At 65.2% G+C, this 20,666-nt stretch carries 11 protein-coding genes and 1 pseudogene; 5 read left to right on the top strand and 7 right to left on the bottom strand.

Going from position 1 to position 20,666, the window contains the following annotated elements:
• Positions 1-345 precede the first annotated feature (345 nt).
• Positions 346-942, top strand: coding sequence for a hypothetical protein (locus tag DWB77_RS01770; protein ID WP_120719574.1), 597 nt, complete (start codon positions 346-348; stop codon positions 940-942).
• Here DWB77_RS01770 and DWB77_RS01775 read toward each other — a convergent pair.
• The gene (locus DWB77_RS01775) at positions 936-1,526 is read right to left on the bottom strand and encodes a transposase (RefSeq protein ID WP_120719575.1); all 591 of its coding nucleotides are present in this window, start codon (positions 1,524-1,526) and stop codon (positions 936-938) included. The genes DWB77_RS01770 and DWB77_RS01775 overlap by 7 nt on opposite strands.
• Positions 1,523-2,038 (bottom strand): winged helix-turn-helix domain-containing protein, encoded by a 516-nt coding sequence (locus DWB77_RS01780; RefSeq protein ID WP_120719576.1) that lies wholly within the window; start codon positions 2,036-2,038, stop codon positions 1,523-1,525. Before DWB77_RS01780 ends, DWB77_RS01775 begins: the two co-directional genes overlap by 4 nt.
• A 276-nt stretch (positions 2,039-2,314) precedes the next feature.
• Between DWB77_RS01780 and DWB77_RS01785 the strand changes: the two genes are divergently transcribed.
• The 3 genes from DWB77_RS01785 (at position 2,315) to DWB77_RS39545 (ending at position 8,425) form a co-directional block, all read left to right on the top strand.
• Positions 2,315-7,051 carry a ricin-type beta-trefoil lectin domain protein gene (locus DWB77_RS01785; protein WP_246033347.1) on the top strand — a complete coding sequence of 1,579 codons (4,737 nt, stop codon included), beginning with the start codon at positions 2,315-2,317 and terminating at the stop codon, positions 7,049-7,051.
• A 17-nt stretch (positions 7,052-7,068) separates the two neighbouring features.
• Positions 7,069-7,701: a hypothetical protein gene (locus tag DWB77_RS01790; RefSeq protein ID WP_120719577.1), complete on the top strand. Its 633-nt coding sequence runs from the start codon at positions 7,069-7,071 to the stop codon at positions 7,699-7,701.
• A gap of 346 nt (positions 7,702-8,047) precedes the next feature.
• Positions 8,048-8,425 carry a ribosomal protein L7/L12 gene (locus DWB77_RS39545; RefSeq protein WP_428985183.1) on the top strand — a complete coding sequence of 126 codons (378 nt, stop codon included), beginning with the start codon at positions 8,048-8,050 and terminating at the stop codon, positions 8,423-8,425.
• Positions 8,426-9,009: 584 nt separating this feature from the next.
• Here DWB77_RS39545 and DWB77_RS01805 read toward each other — a convergent pair.
• The 3 genes and pseudogenes from DWB77_RS01805 to DWB77_RS01815 all read right to left on the bottom strand — a co-directional run bounded on the left by DWB77_RS01805 (position 9,010) and on the right by DWB77_RS01815 (position 11,572).
• Entirely contained in the window at positions 9,010-9,198 is a 189-nt protein-coding gene (locus DWB77_RS01805) for a hypothetical protein (RefSeq protein WP_120719580.1), read from the bottom strand.
• 575 nt (positions 9,199-9,773) lie between these two features.
• A pseudogene (locus DWB77_RS01810) lies at positions 9,774-10,744 on the bottom strand (site-specific integrase).
• A 78-nt stretch (positions 10,745-10,822) separates the two neighbouring features.
• Positions 10,823-11,572, bottom strand: coding sequence for a transposase family protein (locus tag DWB77_RS01815; RefSeq protein ID WP_120719402.1), 750 nt, complete (start codon positions 11,570-11,572; stop codon positions 10,823-10,825).
• 278 nt (positions 11,573-11,850) lie between these two features.
• On the opposite strand from DWB77_RS01815, the gene DWB77_RS01820 reads away from it, so the two are divergent.
• Positions 11,851-12,644, top strand: a protein-coding gene (locus DWB77_RS01820; RefSeq protein WP_120719581.1) for an IS5 family transposase whose coding sequence is annotated in 2 segments (ribosomal slippage) — positions 11,851-12,196 and positions 12,196-12,644 — 795 coding nt in all. Because the reading frame shifts where the segments join, the coding sequence is not laid out codon by codon here.
• A 217-nt stretch (positions 12,645-12,861) separates the two neighbouring features.
• Here the strand turns inward: DWB77_RS01820 and DWB77_RS01825 are convergent.
• Both DWB77_RS01825 and DWB77_RS01830 read right to left on the bottom strand, forming a co-directional pair.
• The gene (locus DWB77_RS01825; protein WP_120719582.1) at positions 12,862-13,353 is read right to left on the bottom strand and encodes an SUKH-3 domain-containing protein; all 492 of its coding nucleotides are present in this window, start codon (positions 13,351-13,353) and stop codon (positions 12,862-12,864) included.
• 5 nt (positions 13,354-13,358) lie between these two features.
• Positions 13,359-20,567, bottom strand: coding sequence for an RHS repeat-associated core domain-containing protein (locus tag DWB77_RS01830; RefSeq protein WP_162952339.1), 7,209 nt, complete (start codon positions 20,565-20,567; stop codon positions 13,359-13,361).
• Positions 20,568-20,666: the final 99 nt, after the last annotated feature.

Consider the following 20,666-nt stretch of genomic DNA (forward strand, 5'->3'; position numbering starts at 1 on the left):
GGTGACCCGCTGCCCACAAACGCGGCTGCAACAGGGAGCGGACGCGACAGCAGCAAGCAGTCCCGGAACACCGCGGCCACCGGGTCCGGCATCAGCAGTGCACAGGTCGTGATCCACGACGCGGTGAGCCACAGCACCAGCGTGTCTCGCACCCGAGGCACCCCGGACGTCGCGCGGACCTGGGCACCGTGCTCACGACGGCGCGGGCAAGGCGGCCGACCGGGTCGCCGACGGGGCCTCGACAGCTGGCCGTGAAATAGCCAGCGGAGCCAGGAGCGTGGCCCAACACCTCATCCCGTCAAACTCGTACTGGTTCTGACCTCACAGAGACACAGGCAGGTGGAGATGAGCGACGCCTTCACGTTTGAGCTGCACCACTACCGAATGAAGAAGCAGACGGGATTCGAGGGGATCATCGGGCCTTTCGGCAAAGTCGTCACGATCCGGCCCGGGAGCAGGATGCCGGGTCGAAAGAGTCTCCCGGCGGCTGAACTGTGCCTCCAGGGCGCACACATGCCGGAGGTCCGGTACCGCTCGGAGTCCTTCCATCCCCTCTCCCTGGAGAACAGTTCGCTGTTCATCGACGGAACCCGAGCGGCATTGGACTTCAACCGGCGGGCCTTCAGGAACAAGTCCCGGGCACTCACGGTCACTTTCAGGGAGCGGTCGTACACGTACACCGTGCTTCGTACCGGCCGCACCTTCGTCCTGGAACGGCCGGGGGTGAACGTCACGCTGGAACGCGCCGAGACGACGAACAGGAGGAGCGTGAAGTACGTGGGCGCCGCCTCCGATGGTGCGGACGCGGTGGACCTGGCGCTGGCCATCGTCCTCAAAGAGGTCGACACCTCGCCCCTCACCTCGATCGGCGCTGCCTCGGCAGCCGTGAACGCCGTCCTCAGCCCGCGCCGCCCCGAGGGGGGCGACTACTCCGACTACTGATCTTTTCGTAAGTTCGGTGGGTGTGGTGGGTGGATGGTGAGTCCGGTGTGGGTGAGGAATGACCAGGGGAGTTGTGGATTGTTGTTGATGCGGTGGATGCCTTGTTCGGTGGCGTCGGCGACGTCTGCGAGGTGGTCGCCGGCGAGGTTGGCGAGTTCACGTTTCTTGAGCGAGGACCACAACAGTTCCACCGGGTTCAGCTCGGGTGCGTAGGCGGGTAATCGCTCGAGTGTGAGCCAGTCCTGTTCGGCGACCCATGCCCGCATGGCCCGGCTCCAGTGAGCGGACAGGCCGTCCCAGACCAGAACCACGTTCTCGCCGCGGTAGAACACCTTCATCTGTTCCAGGACTTCGATGAGTCCGAGAGTGTCGTAGCTGCCGGGCTTGAGATGGAAACACAGTCGTGCCCCGCGTTCGGGGTCGGTGGAGTGGTAGCCCAGGGCGCCGGCCATCGACGCCCGCTTCCAGTTCAGGCGGTGGCGAAGGAGCGGGGTCCGTCCTCGGGGTGCGTAGGTGCGACGGACCTGCGGCAAGAGTGAGACGCCTGATTCGTCGAGGAACACGATCCAGGCACGTGTGTTCACCGCCCTTTTTTGATGCGCGGCCACTCGTGGGAGACCCAGCGGGCGATCTCCGACTCATCCCGCTCGACCGCCCGCCGCTCAGGGCGCTGAAGACTCCATCCCAGTCGGCCCGTCAGCAGCCGCCACACCGACGCTCTGGACAACACCACCCCTGTCACCCGGGCAACGATCTCTCCGACACGTTCCAGAGTCCACAAGTCGGCCTCGAAACCATGAGCCTGGGCGCCGCGGTCCAACGCGGTCCGAACCGCCTCGACCTGGGAGTCGTCCAGTTTGGGCGGGCGCCCGGTAGATGCCCGCCGCCGCAACGCGGAAGCACCGTCCTTCTCCCACACCCGACGCCATCGCCGCACGCTCTCGGCACATACCCCTACCGCCCGCGCGATCTCCGCATTCGAGACATCCTCCTCGAACAACTCCACCGCCCGAACGCGACGCGCTTCCGCCAACTGCGGCCGCGACAAAGGAGGAAGTGGCGATCCGGCGGCCATAGGCGAAGCTTGATAAGCCATCCCGACAGCGTCCCACCTACACCGCCACTATGCCCACTGAACTTACGAAAAGATCAGTAGAAGGATGCTTTGAAACGCTCCGCTCCGCGATCCCGTATACCCGGCATCCGAAGATCACCCGCCCTGACATCGGCCGTAAGCGCCATCGCCGCCCTGGCCGTTGCTGCGGGGCTGGCCATCCAGCCTGGCGTAGTACCTGGGCCTAGTACGCGGCCAGTCGCTGATGTGGATCCGGTGCTTCAGGCCGGCTCCTCTGTGCGGCGCGACCAGTGCCTGATGGCTGATGTACTGCGCCTGGGCGGCCCGGCGATGGCCCAGATAGCGCAGAACGGCCTGAACCAGCCCGTAGACAAATTGCACGCACTGGCGGACCGGCAGTTCTGGCAGCAGACGCCCCTGGCCACGGCGTACCAAACGGACCGTGACTCAGCGGACCGAGAGCTGAAGAACATCAGTTCAGTCGAGTGGGAGTGGGCCCAGCGGGTCGGCAATTATCTGAATCCCCCAGGGAGTCGTGATGTCGCATCGCGGGGCAGCGACAAGAGCTTCTACGAACAGACCGGGCTGACCAAATGGATCACAGACCGGTGGTGGAAGGACGAGTTCGACTTCTACAACGACCCCACGCCCCGAATGGACGCACCGACACGTCAGGCCGTCAACACGCTGGGCAGCCCGCGCTACACCCTGTACAGCAGCGAAGGCGACGGAAACTACGAAGAGCGGAGCGACTTCCACTGGAAGATGCAGTCCCCAGGCGACTCGGGGGTCGCGTATGCCGGTGCCGACGATGCCCGGATCTTCCTTGCGGCAGGAGGATTCCCGCGATCCGCGCCCCAGCCCGGCACCGCGGAGTACCGCATTGCTGTCGAGGACCTGAAGTCCCGTTTCGCTGCCTGCGGTTGGCAAAACCCCGTCGACCCGAACGGGGTATTGAACGGCATAACCGGCACGGCCGCACAGGAGTGGCAGCAGGAGATCTCCACACAGGCCCCGCAACGCAACCAAATACTGGACGCCAGCAAGGACGCCACGGCTGCACTGGTCGCCGGCTCCAAGTCATTGGGGGAGTTGCTCGGCCACTCGGCAGCGGCTGACCGCCTCGCCCGCTGGCAGGACTACTGGGCTCCGGGCGGCGCCGGCTGGATCGGGGACGCAGCCACGGTGATCCAAGTGCACGCGGCGCAAGGCAAGTGCCTAGATGTCGAGGGCGGCAGCACGGGCAACGGCGTCCCCGTTCAGCTTTGGCCGTGCAACGGGACAAATGCCCAGGACTGGACGGTCATCGCCGACGGCTCGCAGTATGTGCTTGCCAACGCAGGTCCCTTCCACGACGCTCGCAACATACTGACCAAGTGCCTTGAGGTGGCGGGCGGTAAGACCGACGACCGCACGAAGATTCAGGCCTACCAGTGCAATGGAACACCGGCCCAGAAGTGGCAGTTCAACCTGCGGGCCACCACACCTCTGAAGAATCCTGCTTCTGGTAAGTGCTTGGACCTGAACACCTTCGACAACGGCAAGGACGCGTGGCTGTGGACGTGCAATGGAACGGTCGCGCAGCAGTTCGACGTTAAGCCGCTTGGTCACCACAACGACGACCAGCCGGGGCAGGCCGATTTCGACAAGGCCAAGTCCCTCACCGCAGGCGCACAGGCGGGCGCCAAACAACAGCTCGCGAATCTGAAGGCTCAGCTCGCCGCGGCGCAGAAGGCCGCTGCCTCCTCGGAGACGGCGATGCAGACCGCCTACACCAGTGCCGATACGACGGGGGCGCCCCGAGGCCGTGGCCTGTTGGTGGGTCAGCAGAAGGACCAGGTCACCAAGGGCACCCTCGCGGCACTTCAGGCGATGGTGAAGGCCGGCGAGACAGCCGAGGCCGCAACCCGGGCATCCGCGGGTGACAGCCAGACCATCACGCAGCGCGCGCTGGCGCAGGCGGCGCAGGTGCAGACCGAATTCCGTAAAAAGGCCGCGGAGACGGCCGAGTTGCAGGCCAAGGCCGCAGCGGATGCGGCGAAGATCCACCGCGACAACGCCAAGAAGGACAAAGAGACGGCGGAGGCGAAACTCGCCGACACGGTGAAAGCGGAGGCCAAGGCCAAGGCAGCCGCCGCCGACGCGCACGCGAAGCGGCTGGCCGCCGAGGCCGAGTCGGCGACAGCGAAGGCGGAGAAGGAAACAGCCGTCGCCAGGCAAGCCGATGCCGCCCAGCACCGGCAGAACGCCCAGACCGAGGCGGGCAAGGCCAAGGACGCCAAGGACAAGGCCGAGGCCGCCGAATCCACCGCGGTCGAGAAGAAGAACGGCGCGGTCGCGGCACGCGACAATGCCAAGGCCAAGCGAGACGACGCCTGGGACGCCCAGCAGAAGTCCGACGCGGCCCGAGCCAAGGCGGACGCGAAGGAGGCCTACGCCCAGGCACACGAATCCGACGATCAGGCCAAGGCGTCCCGGGCCGCGGCCGATGAGGCGTCCAAGCATGCCGACGACGCCGAAACCGCCGCCGGAAAGGCCCGTGGCGAGGCGGACGCCGCGAGCCAAGCCGCCGCGGACGCGGACGCCGCAGCCACCCGTGCCGAGGCGGCAGCCAAACGGGCCCGCTCCGACGCGGATGGCGCCCAGGCCGCCAAGCTCGTAGCCGACGCCGCGGTGACTACCGCGACCAGCGCCGAGGCCGATGCCGTCGCAGCGTCGCAACACGCTTCCGCCGAGGCCGGCGCGGCAGTCGCTCTCGCCGATGACGCCGAAGAGAAGGCGAAGACCGCTAAGGCTGAGGCCGACGCTGCGAGCAAGGAAGTCCCCAAGGCTGTCGAGGCGGCAGCCAAAGCAGCCGGCTTCGCCCACGTCACCGCGCAGGCCGCCGAAGACGCCGGCAACGCCGCCTCACAGGTCGCCAAGCCCGCCAACGACGCCATCCAGCTCGGCTCCCCCTACATCACCACCGACTCGGCAGCCGGCCTTGTGGTCCTCACCGGTCAGGCGTCAAAGACGATCGCCGAGCAGCAAAAGGCCGTCGCCGACGCCCACGCCAAAAACGCCAAGGAAGAAGCCGCCGCAGCCCAAGCCCTCGCCGACCAGGCCCAAGCCGACACCAAGGAGGCCTACCAGCACGCTGCCAACGCCGCCCGCTACGCCGCCGACGCCCGCGGCTACGCCACCGAAGCCCTCGGCTATGCCTCCGACGCCGCCACTGCGGCGTCCAAAGCTGCCGACTCACTAGCTCGTGCCGTCGAGTACGACCGCCAGGCGACGGAAGACGCGGCAGCCGCCAACACTGCGGCCGGAGCCGCTGCGGGCTATGCCAAGGAAGCCCGTACCGCAGCCGATCAAGCCGCACTCGACGCCACTGCCGCCCATGCGGCAGCGGACAAGGCCACCCAGGACGCCAAGGACGCACGCGCCGCAGCCGACCGCGCCAACACGGCAGCTACTGAAGCCGAACAGGCGGCGAAGGACGCGGACAAGTTCGCCAAGGAAGCCCAGGACGCAGCCGATCAAACCGCGGTCAAGGACAACAACGGCCAGCTGCAATCCGGTGCCACCACCGGTGTCGGGGGAGTCTTCTTCGTCGTCGACCGCATCGAGCAGATCGGTGAACCGGACAACGTCAAGAAGGACAACTGCAACCCCATCATCCACACCGGGGACTGCAAGATCACGGCAACCATCCACTTCAACGAGTACGTCGACCTGTATATGTGCACCGCTGAGGACGCGCCCGCCACACAGTCCGGGTGTCCCTCCTCGGACGTGGTTTTCCTCGGCCCGGCGATGTTCCCCGACCTCACAGAAACAATCACCAAAACCCTCACGATGACCGAGTTCAACTCGGGCATCGACCCCATCAAGATCCTTTTCGGTGACTTCATCGAATGCGCCAAAAAGGTTCTCCCCGGCAACGATGGCGGCAGCTGGACCTCGTGCGCTTGGGCTGCCAGTTGGTTCGTCGGCGGCAAGGCTCTTTCGGCGATAGCTGATGCCCTCCACGCGTTCAACGTGGCCCTCCACACCGGCATCGGTGTCCGAGAGGCGTTCGCAGCCTTGAAGACGTTGAAACTCGACGCAGCGACTGCCGCCGAACTCGAAGAAACCGTCAACGTTTACGAGGAAGCACTCAGCTCCTGCAAGGTGAACAGCTTTCCGGGCAGCACTCAAGTGCTAATGGCTGATCGCAAACCCAAGCCAATCCGGGACGTTCACATCGGCGACCTGGTGCTTGCGACAGACCTCCAGTCCGGGCGATCGGCCCCCCAGCCTGTCACCAATGCATTCAGGCACAACACCCAGCACTTGCTCGACATCACCCTGGGCGGCGACGTGTTGACCAGCACCGTCGGCCACCGCTTCTACGTCGAGGGACGTGGCTGGGTGCCAGTCTCCGCTCTGAGTGTCGGTGACCGGCTGCGCACTCCATCTGGTGCCATGCAGACCGTGACTGGCCTGCGCGACCGGCCCAATGCGGCATCCCAGGAGGTCTATGACCTCACCGTCGACGGCCTCCACACGTTCTATGTCCGCCCCCAGGGCCAAGGGTCACAGGACGTCCTCGTCCACAACTGCACGAATCTCTCGCTGCATGAGGGTGATCTGGAAGCACACACCATCGCAGATCATGTCCGTCCCGACGCAGCACAAGCAGTGGCGAAGGCTGCCAAGGACCTCGCGGCGGGCAAGGGGCAGGGGATCACCGGAATCTGGACAGATCTGGACACCGCACAGGCGACAGTCAACGCAGCAATCGAGAAGTGGATCGCCACAGGCAAGAACGCGCAGAGACTCTCCAAGTGGCTCCGGGAGAACCCGAAGGGTTCTGGTGCCTTGTTCCCCGCTATCAACGTGGACGTCGGTGGATCTGCACTGGGCAAGGTCTACAGATACGACAACATGTGGGACGAGGCAGGAACCACAGTGAGAATTGTGTTGAAGCGCAGTCCACACTCACCTGGGTACCTTGTCTACACCTCGTTCCCCCTTCCCAAATCCGCCCCGGCCTGGCGCGCACTACAGTGAGCAGGAGACTCGACAACGTGACACAGAAGCGCCAGGACATCTGGGTCGACTTCGGGCTCAGTGGGTTGACCAGGTGGTTCGAGGGTCCCTGGGAGAACAAGCCCATCGACGTCGTGGCTGAGGTTGCCGATTGGAGTGGCGGGCTCTACCTGCCGACGCTCTGGCAGGACACCCAGCGTCTGCTGAACTCCCCCCTGGCCTCGGAAGAGATTGCCGCGCTCTGGCTGGCTGCCACGGGGCTGAACTACGACATCAACCGCGTACGAGTCGACGCTCGTGACTGGCTGCAACAGATCAGGGAAGTCTGCCTGGGTCGACTGGGCCAGACACCCGGCCTGGACCCAGTCGTCGGCTGGGAATTGAGCGAGATCGTTCTCGACGAGATCAGGCAGTCAGGGCCGGCGTTGATCGCAGCAGACCAGGTCAACCCTTATGGCTCGGTACCAGGCGTCGTCCCCGCCCTCCAGCACCTTACGTCCGAAACCGACCCCGACCTCGGCTTCCGCCTCTTCCTGCGTGCCCTGAAGGCATTGTGGATTCCCATCACCAGCGGTCAGCTCGCCCGCTATGAGGAAATCGGCAACCGCTTCGGGTACAACGAAGCAGTCGTGTACGACGGAGAGTTCACCTTCGTCTCTGTCGAAGGCTGATCACTTCGGGAGGGCAGGGCGGCGAGCCCGCAAAGACTCGCCGCCCTGCCCACAGGTCAGGTGACCTGGATGGCGAAGAGCGAGGTCATCCCGACGACGGAATCGTGGATGTCTTCTCAGGCACCAACCGCCGGACCGGGAACCCACGTAGGATCCTCGTTTCGGTGTCGGGTGGCAGGCAAATAGCTCCGCACGCTGAGACGCGTGGTACCTGAACGCAGAAAGGCCCGTGCTCCCCGCGAACACCGCAGGGGCACGGGCCTTCGTAGTGCCTACGCATGTTTCTCTGAACTATTGAGTTTGATGCCCGAGAATGGATCCAGGCAGTATGAATCGATACGCCGTTATGGCGATCGGTCCGCCAGAGGATCTGGCTGCATCAGATGGGGGGATTGTGGAAGAACCAGAGTTCGACGTGCAGTTGAGGTCAAGTGGGAGCAAGGGACTCAACCTTGTGCTGGCGGTCCGGTCAGTGACGGGGCTGAGCGCGTGGCGAAGCAAGCAGGTGCTTGAGGCCGCCCCGACGACGGTTGTGGATCGGACATGGTTCGCGGCCGCAGCGGTCGCGGCGGCGCGCCTCAACGCTGCTGGCGCGCGAGCTGACTTGGTCTGCCGGTGGTGTGAGCGGGTGATGTCTCCGGAGGACTGTCCGGTGGACCCGGGGCCGTGCTCATCGCCCTTCATGTCCCCGACGGGCTGCCCCGCGAGCCGATCAAGGGTTTGATCAGACCGCGGCAGACCTGACCCTGGCCCGAGCCCGAAGCCATGCTCCCAATGCCACCATCTCCGGGCTTCGCCGTGCGGACGGAGAGGCACATTGGGCCTTCAGACTCCGGGAGATGGCTGCCGTAATGAAACGGCGGCGACGGGAAACCCAGAACCGTTCAAAACAGAAAAAGCCCTGTCCCGGTGACTGCCGGGACAGCGCTTCAGTGGAGCGAGTTGCGGTCAGACCGCTCAAGCCGCGTGACGGCGCGATCCCCCGTCATCCTCGCCGGTTTCACTCTCGCGCAGGGGCCTGCGCGGTCACGCCCGCCCCCCTGCGACGGCGGCGTCCAGGAGCGCGACGGCGTCGGCCTGGTCGACGACGGCCTGGTCCTTGGGGGAGATGGCGCCAGCCGCCTGGCCGCGCTCCTAGGCCCCCGCCCACACCAGCGCTCCAGCAGCAACGCGCTGTGGCCGACGCAGGACGCAAGCGAAGCGCAGACCGACGCGACCAGGGAAGGGCTCAACCACCGCTTGTAAAGCGACAGACCCCCCGCCTTCCGCCCCGAGATAGGCAGGAAGGCAGGAAGCTGTCGACTCCGATTAATGGTTCAGAAGACCGAACCAGGTGCCGACCCCAGTCCCGGCGCCAAGGGAACACAGGAGGGTCAGAGCCTGCGGGGAGACGTAGACCCCGAGGGTGACGTCGAGGTGCCGACCCACCGAGATGTGCAGGTTGCGACGCTTGTCCTCCGCGCCGTCCGGCGCGGAGGGATAGGTATTACCCGCCATGACAGATCCAATCGCTTCGCTGATATGTCCAGGTCGCCCCTGCTCCGGCCAAAGAGATCGAGGTTTCCGTGACGACATTCTGGTGCACGGCTGAACACAGCACGTAATTGCACAAAAGCCTAAGATCCCCTAATGACGCAGGTCACACGCCCTGTATCCAACGACCTCCGCCCGAGTGAGCGTGACGGTACTCACAGGCAAACTGAGGTCTTCATGCTCGGAGAGTGACTAGAGATAACGCATAGTAAAAACTTAAGTGTGATGTTGCTCACCCCCACCGGCTCGACCTGCGGTGATTACGTGACGCGTATCTGTAGATACCTAGCGTCATGCAATTCTAGCTACGATGAATCACGGATTGAGACCGAAACTCACTGTGTGTAGTCACCTAGCGGCAAATCGACGCTCTGGTGTCGCAGTTGCTAGGTAGGTCTCGCTTCGCTGAGAACCCGCCACTTCTGCTCCGGCCAAGAGATCGAGGTGGCGGGTTTGGCGTTTCTGTGGGACGGCCAACTGCATCGGGCGCGTTCCTCATGTGTCTCCCGTCCCCCCTGCGGGACCTTGCAGAGCTCGGATCAGCGGTCGCTGGGGGCGAGCAAGCTGGTGACCTCCGCCAGGTCGGCCGCGCCGGGCTCGAAGTAGCGCCGGGCGGCGCTCACGGACTTGTGCCGCGACTTCGCCATGAACAGCAGCAGGAAGACGCCCTGCTCGCCGAGGTGGGTCAGGCCGGAGTGTCGGAACTCGTGTGGGTCCCAGCCGGTGCCCTCCTCGCCGCCGACGCAGGTGTGCCGGTCCAGCAGGGCGCGTAGTTGTCCATAGGACAACCGGGCCAGGCCGGTGTCGGGGCAGACGTCGCGCGGGGTGAGGAGCTTGCCGGGGCCGGGCTTTCGATGAGTGACGAGCAGCGGGCCACGGATCTGCTCGCCGATCAGGCGGGGGAGGAGCCGGGCGGTGCCGGCGTCCCAGTAGACCGTCTCCGTGGCGTAGTCCTCGCGCGCGTGGCCCCGGCGGCGGACGGCCTTGGCGCCCTTGGCCTTCACCGGGCACTGGCGACGGCGAGGTTGAGGTCCTCGATGTTCACGCCGAGCAGTTCGTCGGCGCGGGCGACGGTCTCGTAGAGCATCCGGTACGTGACCTTCTCGCGCAGGGCGACGTCGCGCCGCGCGATCAGACGGTCGATGGCGGTCTTGGAGCGGACCGGGGTGTCCGAGCCGGGATCGGGCATCCGCTTGCACCAGGCCGGGATGTGCGGCGGCTGCAGCCCGCTCTCGTGGCACCAGGTGAGCCAGCCGCCGACCGCGCCCCGGCGGGAGTTCCAGGTGCTGGCGGCCGCCGTGCCCCAGAGCTGTTCGAGAACCTGGCCGATCTCGTCATCAGCGACGACGGACAGCGGTCGGCCTTCGCCGAGCTCGGGGACGACCTTGCCGAGCGCCGTGGTGTAGGCCCGGCGGGTGTTGGCCACGGTGATGGAGTCGAGATACCGGTCGGCGGCGGTGCGCACGGTCGCAGCTCCGGAGGCGGTCTTGAGAGGGACGACGGTCGCCACGGAACTCCTTGCCACAGATAACAGGTCCCCTTCGCGTCGGAGAAGAACGAGCGCGTCCTCCGTGGTCAGTGAGCGTTTTCAGCGTTGCCTCTCCAGGGTGAGGACGGCTTTGGTGATGACGGTCATGCGGTTGGGGCTGATGCGGGATCTGCGGAAGATCTGCCAGGACTTCAGCCGTGCCATGCCGCGTTCGACTGGTGCTCGCGCCGCGGCCAGGGCCCGGTTGACGGTGCGCTGGGTGAGTGTGAGTTCACCGCCTGGTGGCCGTTTGAGTCCTGTGGTGACCCAGGGGCCGGCGCCCTGATAGGCGCGGTCGGCGATGATCGGGAGGCCCTGACGTTCGCAGATCCGGATGATGCGGTGGGTGCGGGCGGCGGTCAGGTCGTGGGTGCGGCCCGGCAGCGCGGGCGAGATCCACAGCACCTCGCCGGCGGGGTCGGTGACGACCTGGACGTTCACGCCGTGCCGGCGGTGCTTGGCCGAGTAGTCGGCCCGGCTGTCGCCGACGCGGTCGCACTCGACAAGGGTCCCGTCCAGCAGGATGAACTCCGGATCATGCTCGCGCAGCGTTCTGAGCAGGCCCGGGGCCCGTTCTGCGAGCAGGGCGGTCACGGCGGCGACATACGCGTGGGCGGTGCCGACCGATATCCCGAAGCCGGACGCGAGCCGGGTAAGGGTGTCGTGGTGGCGCAGGTACACCAGAGCGACGAGCGCCCGCTGGTGCGGCGGGAGTTTGCAGCGCCGGTCACCCTCGCGGGTGACGATGAGCATCGTGACCCACTCGACGAGGGCATGCGGGAGGTCGAGTGCGGCAGGATAGGGAACCAACAGGGCTCCTGTGCCGATGGGTTGGGACTTCGAACACCTCCCCCAACGGCACGGGGGCCTTGTGCGTTGTGGCCCTCACCTCGACCTCATCGGCGTCACCCGATCAGTGGCCACGCTGAAAACGCTCAGTGATCACCTTAGAACAACTCCCACAAACCGTCCGGCACCATCCGCTCAACAATCCGCGTTGCCATACAGCCAACATCCCGCAAGATCACACCAAACGAAATGGCTTGTTAGGCCGTGTCCTATGTGGTGAGGCGGAGGTTGAGCTTTTTATGGGGCGGGGTACGTGGAGTTGGGTTGTTCCGGACGGGCTGTGGGAGATCGCGGAACCGCTGATCCCACCTTCGAGGGTGCGGCCGCAGGGTGGCGGAACACGGGACACGCCTGATGAGACGCTGTTCGCGGCCATCGTCTACGTCCTGGTCAGCGGCTGTGCCTGGCGTCACCTACCGCCCTGCTTCGGCGTTTCGAAATCAACCGCCCACCGGCGGTTCATGATCTGGTCCAGAGCTGGTGTCTGGGGCCGCCTCCATGAAGCGGTCCTGCACCGCCTCGACGACGCCGGACTCATCGATGTCACCCGTGTCGTCCTCGATACCGCCCACGTCAGGGCTAAAGGGGGGGCGCACACACAGGTCCGAGCCCGGTGGACAGAGGCAAGCCGGGCTCCAAGATGCACATCCTGTCGGACGCGAACGGCCTGCCCCTCGTCGTCGGCATCTCGGTCGGCAACGTCCATGACAGCGAAGGGCTGAAGCCCATGGTCGAGGGCCACCAAACGCAACACGACCCCTGCCGGGGTCGGTACTTCAAGCCGCAGCGGCTGCACGCGGACAAGGCATACGACATTCCCCACCTGCGAAAATGGCTATGGGGTAAGCACATCGGCATCCGCATCGCCCGCAAAGGGGTCGAGTCCAGCGAGGGGCGTCGTCGGTGGGTGATCGAGCGGACCATGTCCTGGCTCTCGGGTTACCGAAGACTCAGTCCCCGCAACTACCTCGCCTTTCTCGGACTCGCCGCAGCCCTGTGCTGCTACAAACGACTCGTCCGCCTCACCACATAGGACACGGTCTAAACCGCAACCTGAGCCCAAGGTGCCTTGGCTCAGCCCTGCAACCCAACAGGTTGAAAGATGGCTGTCGAAGGAAGGACGCAGGCGGCTACGCCGCGCGCGAGAACACCGTTCACCACGGTCTCCTGCGGAACAACTTCATCGGCTACTTCCCGCCGGTTGAAGCTTCGCCAGGTACCTGGCGGAGCTTCAATTCACATCCGCTTATTCACTTGGGCCACGGGTCGAGTCCTGGGTCGGAGTACAGACACACGAGGGGGCGATCTGCACAGATTGCCAACTCCAAAGCATCTTCGAAAGAGGAACCCATCTCCCAGATCCATCCAAGGCCGGCCGCGACAACCCTCCCGTCGGCCTCCATGAAGACGCTCGAGTAGCTAAGCCACTCACCGATTGGGAAGTACTGCCCGCCCAGGACCTGTTCAATTTCCAACGCCAGGGCTCGCTGGCCAGATCCAGCCGAAATTGGATCGAGATTTAAAGGCTCATCATTGCTGAAATTCGGTCCAGCTTGATTTACCGGCTCAATGGTCAGCCCGCCCAGAGCGGCGAGAACTTCATCGACCTGTTGATTCGGCACATAGCCTTCTTGCCGCAGGGCGTCGCTCCATGCGCTGACATCCACCCTCCTCTGGGGGTCCCAGCCAGCGTCACTAAGAGCCTGCAGGAGTTCAGGGCACAGTGAGTCAAATCTCAGCATGGCGGCTAACCGATATCAAGGTAGTCCAGGAGTCGTTCGCAGCGACCACATGGGGTGGCGGGTTCTCCATGTCCGGCGGTATTCGACGTCGGCATGGAGTTATTCTTTGATTTCACCGTACGCATGTTACCTCCCCTGATGGCATCCGCCCCCTCTTTCTCCTGAGCCTGGATGAGGCAGTGCACTTCAGCGCAACCTCCGTGGTGACCCACATCTTCCAGCGCCTTCCCAAGGGGTCCGCTCGCCTGCTGACCATGCTTGTTGCGCCCGTAATACTTTTGGCCTGACGGAGATGTGTACTCAGAAACAAACTTCACCCCCGGCTCGTTGCGAAGCTCATCGGCCTGCCCAACCAACGGGTCGCCAGTTCCACAGTTGTGAACCAGTACTGCCGCAGCCCCCGCCAGCACGTAATACGTGTGCAGTCGGTCGACGGTGAGGTTATGGGTGGTGACCGCGTATCGGTAGTTCCGGGCTGCGGTGACCGTGAGCATGGCACCATCAGGCTGGCGCAGCTGTTCGCCGATGTGGAGTTCACCAGCGTCGACCCACTGGTGACGAGTCTCGCTCCAGTAGGGGTGGTGGTAGGTGGATGTGACCTTTGCAGGGGGGCCGCGGGGGTTGGCATCGTTGGTGAGGGCGAGGTCGGTGAAGTCCTTGTCGTCGGGGGTGGTGATGGTGGCGGTGACAGTTTCGGGGCGGGTTTCGCCGGTCTGGGGGTCGGTGGCCATGACCTTGTCACCGACGCGGAGGTCTTCCATGGTCTTGGTAGTGCCGTTGGCCATCAGTACCCGAGTGCCAGCGGGGAAGCTGTTCGTCTTGACAGAGCACGATCCGGCTGATTCGGCGTCGCCCTTTTCGCTGCCATGGGTCTCGGCGTCCGATTCCGCCTTGGCAGATTTTGATTCTGTACTTGCTGCGTCCTCTGCCGATTCCTTGGCGGCCTTTTCTTCGGCAGCTTTGGCTGCTGCCTTTTCAGCGGCACGCGCCTCATCTCCGGCCTTCTTGGCCCGGCTGTAGGCTTCGGCTGCCTTTGCTGCGAGGCGCTCTCCGTCGCGGATGGCGTTGTAGGTCTTGTTGATTTCCTTATAGATCTTGAAGGCTTTGATTCCGACCTTGACGGCCTTGAAGATCTTTCCCCAGGGGACGGCACCAAGGGCAGTGTTGATGCAGGCCATGACGTCGCCCTTGGTGAAGCAGTCACGGGCGTCGTTGTAGCCAATCAGGTCACCAATGATGTTGATTACCTGGTGCTGCAGTTCGTCGCGCTTCCTTTTACCCTGCGCTACAGCCTGGCCGGCGCGGTCCACCTCCGCCTGCGCGTCGGTCTCTCCCTTGGTGGTACCCCCGACGATCTTGGCGAGGGTCGTCGCGATGTACTGGCCGATTTCGAAGACGAATAGGAACTTTCCATCGGGGTCGGCGCTGTTGATGGGGTTGTTATTGGAGTAGGCGTAAGCGTTCCACTGCTGAGGGTCGCTTGCGTCGATGATGGGGTCGGGGCTGATGAACCGCCCCGCCTTAGCGTCGTATTCACGCGCCCCGAGGAGAGTCAGGCCGGTGGCTTGCTCCTTGGTGCCACCTACGAAGCCCTTGTTGCCTGCCCACGCACCGTCCGCCGGCTGCATGCCACGCTCGTTGCCGAACGGGTCGGTGGGGCGGCGGACTTGAGCCAGGTCGGTGGCGTTGAGCTGGACGCCATTGGTGCCGTGCGGATCGGCTGCCTGGTAGGCGAGAGTGGACTTGCCGTCAGTGGTGGTGCGGGTGATGGACAGGCCGCCCGGAGCACCATAGGTGCGGATGTTGGTGACCTTGCCGCTGGCCGTGTCCAGGGTCGGCTGGTCAGGGCCCAGGTTGAGGGTGGTCTTGCCCGGGTCGCGGCGAATGAGCTGGTTGCCTGCGGTGTCGTAGAGGTAGCTGGTGCCCGCGCTCTCGCCCGTGCCGGTGATCTTGTCGAGCTTGCCCTGGCCGTTCCAGGTCAGGGACTTGGTGCCGGGGGTGCTGGTGATCGACGCCGTGTTGCCGGTCGCGTCATACGTGTAGGACGTCACCTGCGTGCCGGACGGACCGGTCTCTGTGGAAGAGAGCAGGGCGTGCGGGCCGCCGGTGCCGCCGCCCGTCTTCGGGTCGGAGGACGGGGTGTTGGGGCCGCTGCCGAAGGTCTGGTTGACCGTCACATCCTTTGACGTGTCGCCCGTGACGTCCTTCTTCACCAGCTGCTTGCGGTTGCCCAGCTTGTCGTAGGTGTACTTCTGCCAGTATGGGGCGGGGCCGCCGACGCTCGGCTTGCCGGTGCCGTCGACTGCAGGTCCGTCACTATTGGCGCAGCTACCAATGCCGCGCACGTTGGGCTGCGGTGCGGTGGTCTGCGTGCCTGTGTCGGTCCAGGCTTGGGAGAGGCGGCCGAGGTAGTCGTGGGTAAAGCACTGCAGGTCGGAAGCCGCTCCGTCCTGGGCATCGCGGACCGACGTAATCTGGCCGACCTGGTTATAGGTGTAATCGGTGACGTCGACGCTGGCGTTCGGTGCGTTCTGCTTGTCCAGGGTGGAGCGGATCAGCCGACCGGTGGAGTTGTCGTAGTCCTGGGTGGCCACGATTTGCGCACCGGTGCCACCGACCGTGGTGCGGATGGCGCGGCCGTACGGGTCATAGCGCAGGTCCACGACGTACGGGGTGCGGGTGAGGCCGATCTTGCCGTCGAGCGACGTCATGTTGCCGACGATGTCGACCCCGTAGTTGAGGGTCTCGGCAGCCATACCTGCTATGGCAGGCAGCGTGGTGCTCTTCAAATGACCTAGGGCGTCGTAGGTGTTGCTGGTGCTGTAGGTGCCGGCCAGCCCCTCCTCGCCCTGGATCTTGGGGATGGTGGTCTTGGTGCCGAACGGGTGGTAGCCGTTGTCGTAGCCGGTGATTTCGGAGACATATGCGCTGCCGTTGGCTCCGCCGACGAACCGGGTGCTGGCCGTGGGCTTTCCGAGGGCCAGGGTGTCGTAGGTGAACTTTCCGACCTGTTTGGTCGGGTCGATCGCCGTGCCCTCGTACGTCGCGGAGGTGCGGCCAAGCAGATCAACGACGGTGGTGGCGCTCTTGCCCCGCGCATCGGTGGTAGTCGCGAGATTCTTGCTGTCGTCGTACGTGGTAGTCGCGGTGCCAGCGTCCGGATCGCTGGTCTTCACCAGTCGGCCGAGCAGGTCGTAGGTGGAGGTCCACTCGTTACCGGCCGGGTCCTTGCGCCACTGCTCCTTGCCCTGGGCGTTATAACCGTAGGTGGTCTCGTCGTAGGCGCCGGTCGGGGTGTTGGACTGGTACTGGCGCAGCGCGACGGTCTGGCCAAGGCCGTCGGTGAGGGTTGCAGTGGCGTAACCGCCGGTGGGCGGGATGTGCCGGGTCTCATCGGCGCCCGGGTATTCGGACTTGGAGCGCCACTGCTCGACGCCGTACGACTGGAAGACAGTAGCTGTGGTGCGGCCGAGGCCGTCATAGACCTGGATGCTCTGGGCCAGGACCTTGCTGTCGGGGTTGACTCCGCCGTTGGGCAGGAACAACTGACCGGACGGGGCAGCCTCGTTGTTGTAGTAGGCGGCGCTGGTCTTGGTCTGCCAGCCGTGCGAGTCGAACAGCGCGTCGGTGATGGTCCGGCCGTAGACACCGGACGGGGTCGAGGCCTGAGTCTGGCGGATCCGGCCGAGCCCGTCGTAGATCGTGAAGCTGGAGGTGTAGGTCGGAGCGTCGTCAGTCAGCGCCTGGCTGAGAACGGTGGACGGCGCGTTGGTGCCGTTCATCGCGTATGAAAACTTCCGCGTAGCCGCGGCACCAGAGGCACGCGCGGCGCCAGGCTGCCAGACAGCGGTGACCCGGCCGAGCGCGTCGTAGTCCTGTTCGGCGATGTGGTTGTTCGCGTCGGTCTGCTTCACCGGGATGGAGCGGCCGATGTCGAAGGTGGTGGTCGACTTCCAGCCGAGCGGGCTGGTGTGGACCACTTGGTTGGGCAGGGCGCCGGTGTCCGGGCTGTATTCGGTCTTGGTGGTAGCGCCGCCGGGGTGGTCGGCGTCGGTGCGCTGGGGGTCGGTAGTGGAGACGACCCGTCCGTAGACGTCGAAAGCAGAGGTGACGTTCTTCCGGTAGGCCGGCTTACCGTCCGAACCGTAGCGCTCCAGGACTTCGGTGGCCGTCTGGTCGCCTGCACTCCCGGTCTCGCCGAGCGGCTTGTTGTCGAAGTAGGAACGGGTGTCGGCGACGGTGTTGGTGGCGTCCGGGGTCTGGTCGCAGGCGCCCTTAAGCGTCAGCGTACGGACGGCGAGTTGGGACAGAGGTCCAGTAGCGTAGGTGAAGGCAGTGCAAAGCCGCTGCTCGGGGTGGCTTAGGTCGCTCTTGTCGTCGACCTGGACGGGGCGGGAGGCGAGCGTGTCGTCGTAGGTGGATGTGCGCTCCGCCGTGCGCCAACCGCCGTCGGCGAGCTTGGAGTACGTGGTGACCTTGCCCGTGTTGACGGCACGGGCGGTGATCTCGGGCATGCCCCCTGACTGGGCACGGGTGGCTGTGACCGCTCCCTGCCACGGGGTGGTGATTTCCGAGCCGACGAGGGTGCCGCCGTCGCTGTCGTACGTCTGGGTCTGGCGGACGAAGCCGGACAGGACGTTGTCGTCGGTAATCGTCTGGACCCTGGCCGTGGTGCCGGGCGGTATGGCGTCGACAGAGACGCTGCGCTTGGATCCGTTGGCGAGGATGTCGCCGTCCATGCCGCGCAGGTAGGTGCTGACGGATTTGGTGCGCGGCGCCTCGGTCAGGTTGCCGCTGCCAGTGCGGGTGGTGACGGTGGCGTAGCCGCGGAACTGGTCCCAGGTGCGGGTCTTGGCGTCGGTCAGTTCGGAGTCGTTGCGGTGCCAGGCGATGCCGCCGCCGTACTCGTAGTCTGTGACCTTGGGGACGGCGGTGCCGAACGTGTCCTGCTCGGTAACACTCTGGATGACGATCTTGTTGAACCAGTCGTCGACCGGGTCCGGATAAGACTGGCCGGGCAGATACCACTTGACCGGCATGCAGGCCATCGTGTTCTGGTCCGCGGAGGACGGCATGGTCTTGTTGGTGCGGGAGCACTCGGCCGGGCGGTAGATCACATTGATCTTGCCGCCAGTTTCCGTAGTGATCGTCTGGATGCGGGGTCGCTTGTAACTCGGCGCGGAGGCCTCGGTACCGTCGGGACGAACCACATTGCCGTCGACGCGGTTCGCTATCTGCAACGGAGTAAAGGAAACCGCGGGCAGGGTGACGGGCGTCTTGCCATTCGAGCCAGTGCGCTGGACAGAGTCCAGCCACAAGGACGGCGAGGTGCCGTCCTTGGGGTCCTGGAAGGACTGGTTGAGCGCGAAGGAGTCGACACTGCGGTACGTGCCGTCGAGAACCTCAGTGTCGATGCGGGTGAGCTGCTTGGTGGTCCAGAACGTCGGCGACAGGTTCAAGCACTGCCCTGTGGCACCGCAGACCTGGTCGAGCGGGCTGTCCGGCCAATATTTGGCGTTCTCCTTGGTGCGCTGGTCGTCGGCGCAGGTGACAGAACCACCAGGTACGCAGCGTTCCTTGGTTCGGAACCAAACCTGGGCGGCGGGCTTCGCCGCGCCCTTGGCCTTGATCTGATCGGGCAGGCGCTGACCGTAGCCGATCCAGGTCGGGTAGCTACCGCGCTGGTAGAGGGTGGGCGTGCCGTTGCCGTTGTTCTGGCCGCCGCCCTTACCGTAGTAGTTGTTCTCCTGCGCGTAGCGGTAGGTGATGAGGTTCTGATGGGCATCGACGACGTAGTCGAGGTTCCACTGCCAGCCCATCTGCGACCAGGAGCCCTTGGCCGGGGAGCCGGAGCCCAGGCACTTGTCGGCGTCGCCGGGCCAGTAGACCGGCACAGTCGAGACGGAGTTGGCGGCCGGGTCGCTGCCGTCGCCGCCAGGCAGGTGGTTGGCGCCGAAGTAGAACTGGCTCCCATCGGTGGTGGTGACCTTGAAGCCCTCACCGCTCCAGGCGCCGTTAGCCTGGCCCGTCAGGCGCTCGACCTTGGTGCCGTCCTCACCCTGAAGGTGCCATGCGCACGACTTGTCATCGCGCACCAGTTGACCCGCATGTCCGGCCAGCGACAGGTTGAGCAGGTCACCGCCCCAGCAGTCGTCACCGGAGTCCTTGACGCCCGCGTCGTCGCAGCTCTTGTACGTACGGGAGATGGAGCCGGGGTGATAGTCCCAGCCGTCGCCGATCCAGCTGGCCTGGGCGTTGGTGGAGGCCGTCTTGCCGTCCACCGAGGAGGAGTCATAGCCGAGTGAGATGCTCGGGGCGGGCCCGGCGATCGCGGACGGCACCTCGACGGTGTAGCCGTAGGTGAAGTTTCCCGCGTTCGCGCCGGCCTGCCAGGACGCCGAGGGGTTCAGCGGCGAGGCCTTGTAATCACCCGTGGAACCGGACGGGCCGGGCTCCACGGCCAGAACCACGCCCTGCGGCGCCGAAACCGCCATCATCATTGGCGACTTGACGGTGCTGCGCGCCATGCTGAACGGCATCTCAACCTCGGCCGTCAGGCGGCCCGAGGTATCCCGCTTCGACGCCACTGGCGTACGCGTCCTACAGCCAGCCGCCTGCGGCGAAGCCAGTGCACAGGCAGGGAGCTGTACGAGCCGGGCGCGGTCCCCCCAGTTGGCGCCCGCCGTCTTCGCCCACGCGGAGATGTCCAGTCCGACCTGGACCTTACCCGGCGCGGTGCCTGTACCGGTGTCGGTCAGTGAGATGAGCGCGCCGCTGACACCGGTAGCCGCGGCCTTGCCCGCATCCGCGACGTCGACGCGCACCTTGGCGTCATCGGCCTGCGCCGAGGGGGCAGTTGAGGTCTTGCCTGTCCGGTTCGAGTCACCGCTAGGGGCGATCCAGACTGGCAGGTTGCCCGCCTGCTTGGCAGCTCTGGGGGGAGTCTCCGATCCGCTGACCAGAGGTTCAGTGGCCGTGCCTGATGGTGCGGCTTCCGCAGGTGGCATCCACTTCTGGGTCGGGGTTGCTTGCTTGCCCTGCGTTCCCAGACTGGTGCCCTGCACAGGCGCCGAGGTCGGCAGCGGGGTGTTGGGCGGGGTCCAGATCTTCGGCTGGGGCTCCGCTGCTTCGACAGCGGGGAGTCCGAGTCCGGCGAACAGCACCGAGAGCGCGGCAACCGCGGCTATGCGCGACCGTGCAGCGCTGGAGCGCACAAAAAATCCACGCCGACGAGACACCCGAATCCCCCCACAGGACACAGAACATGCAGAAACACGATATGGCCCGAGCCGGAGAAGGCCCAGGTCAGCGGA

The organism is Streptomyces hundungensis, from assembly GCF_003627815.1.
Lineage (GTDB): Bacteria > Actinomycetota > Actinomycetes > Streptomycetales > Streptomycetaceae > Streptomyces > Streptomyces hundungensis_A.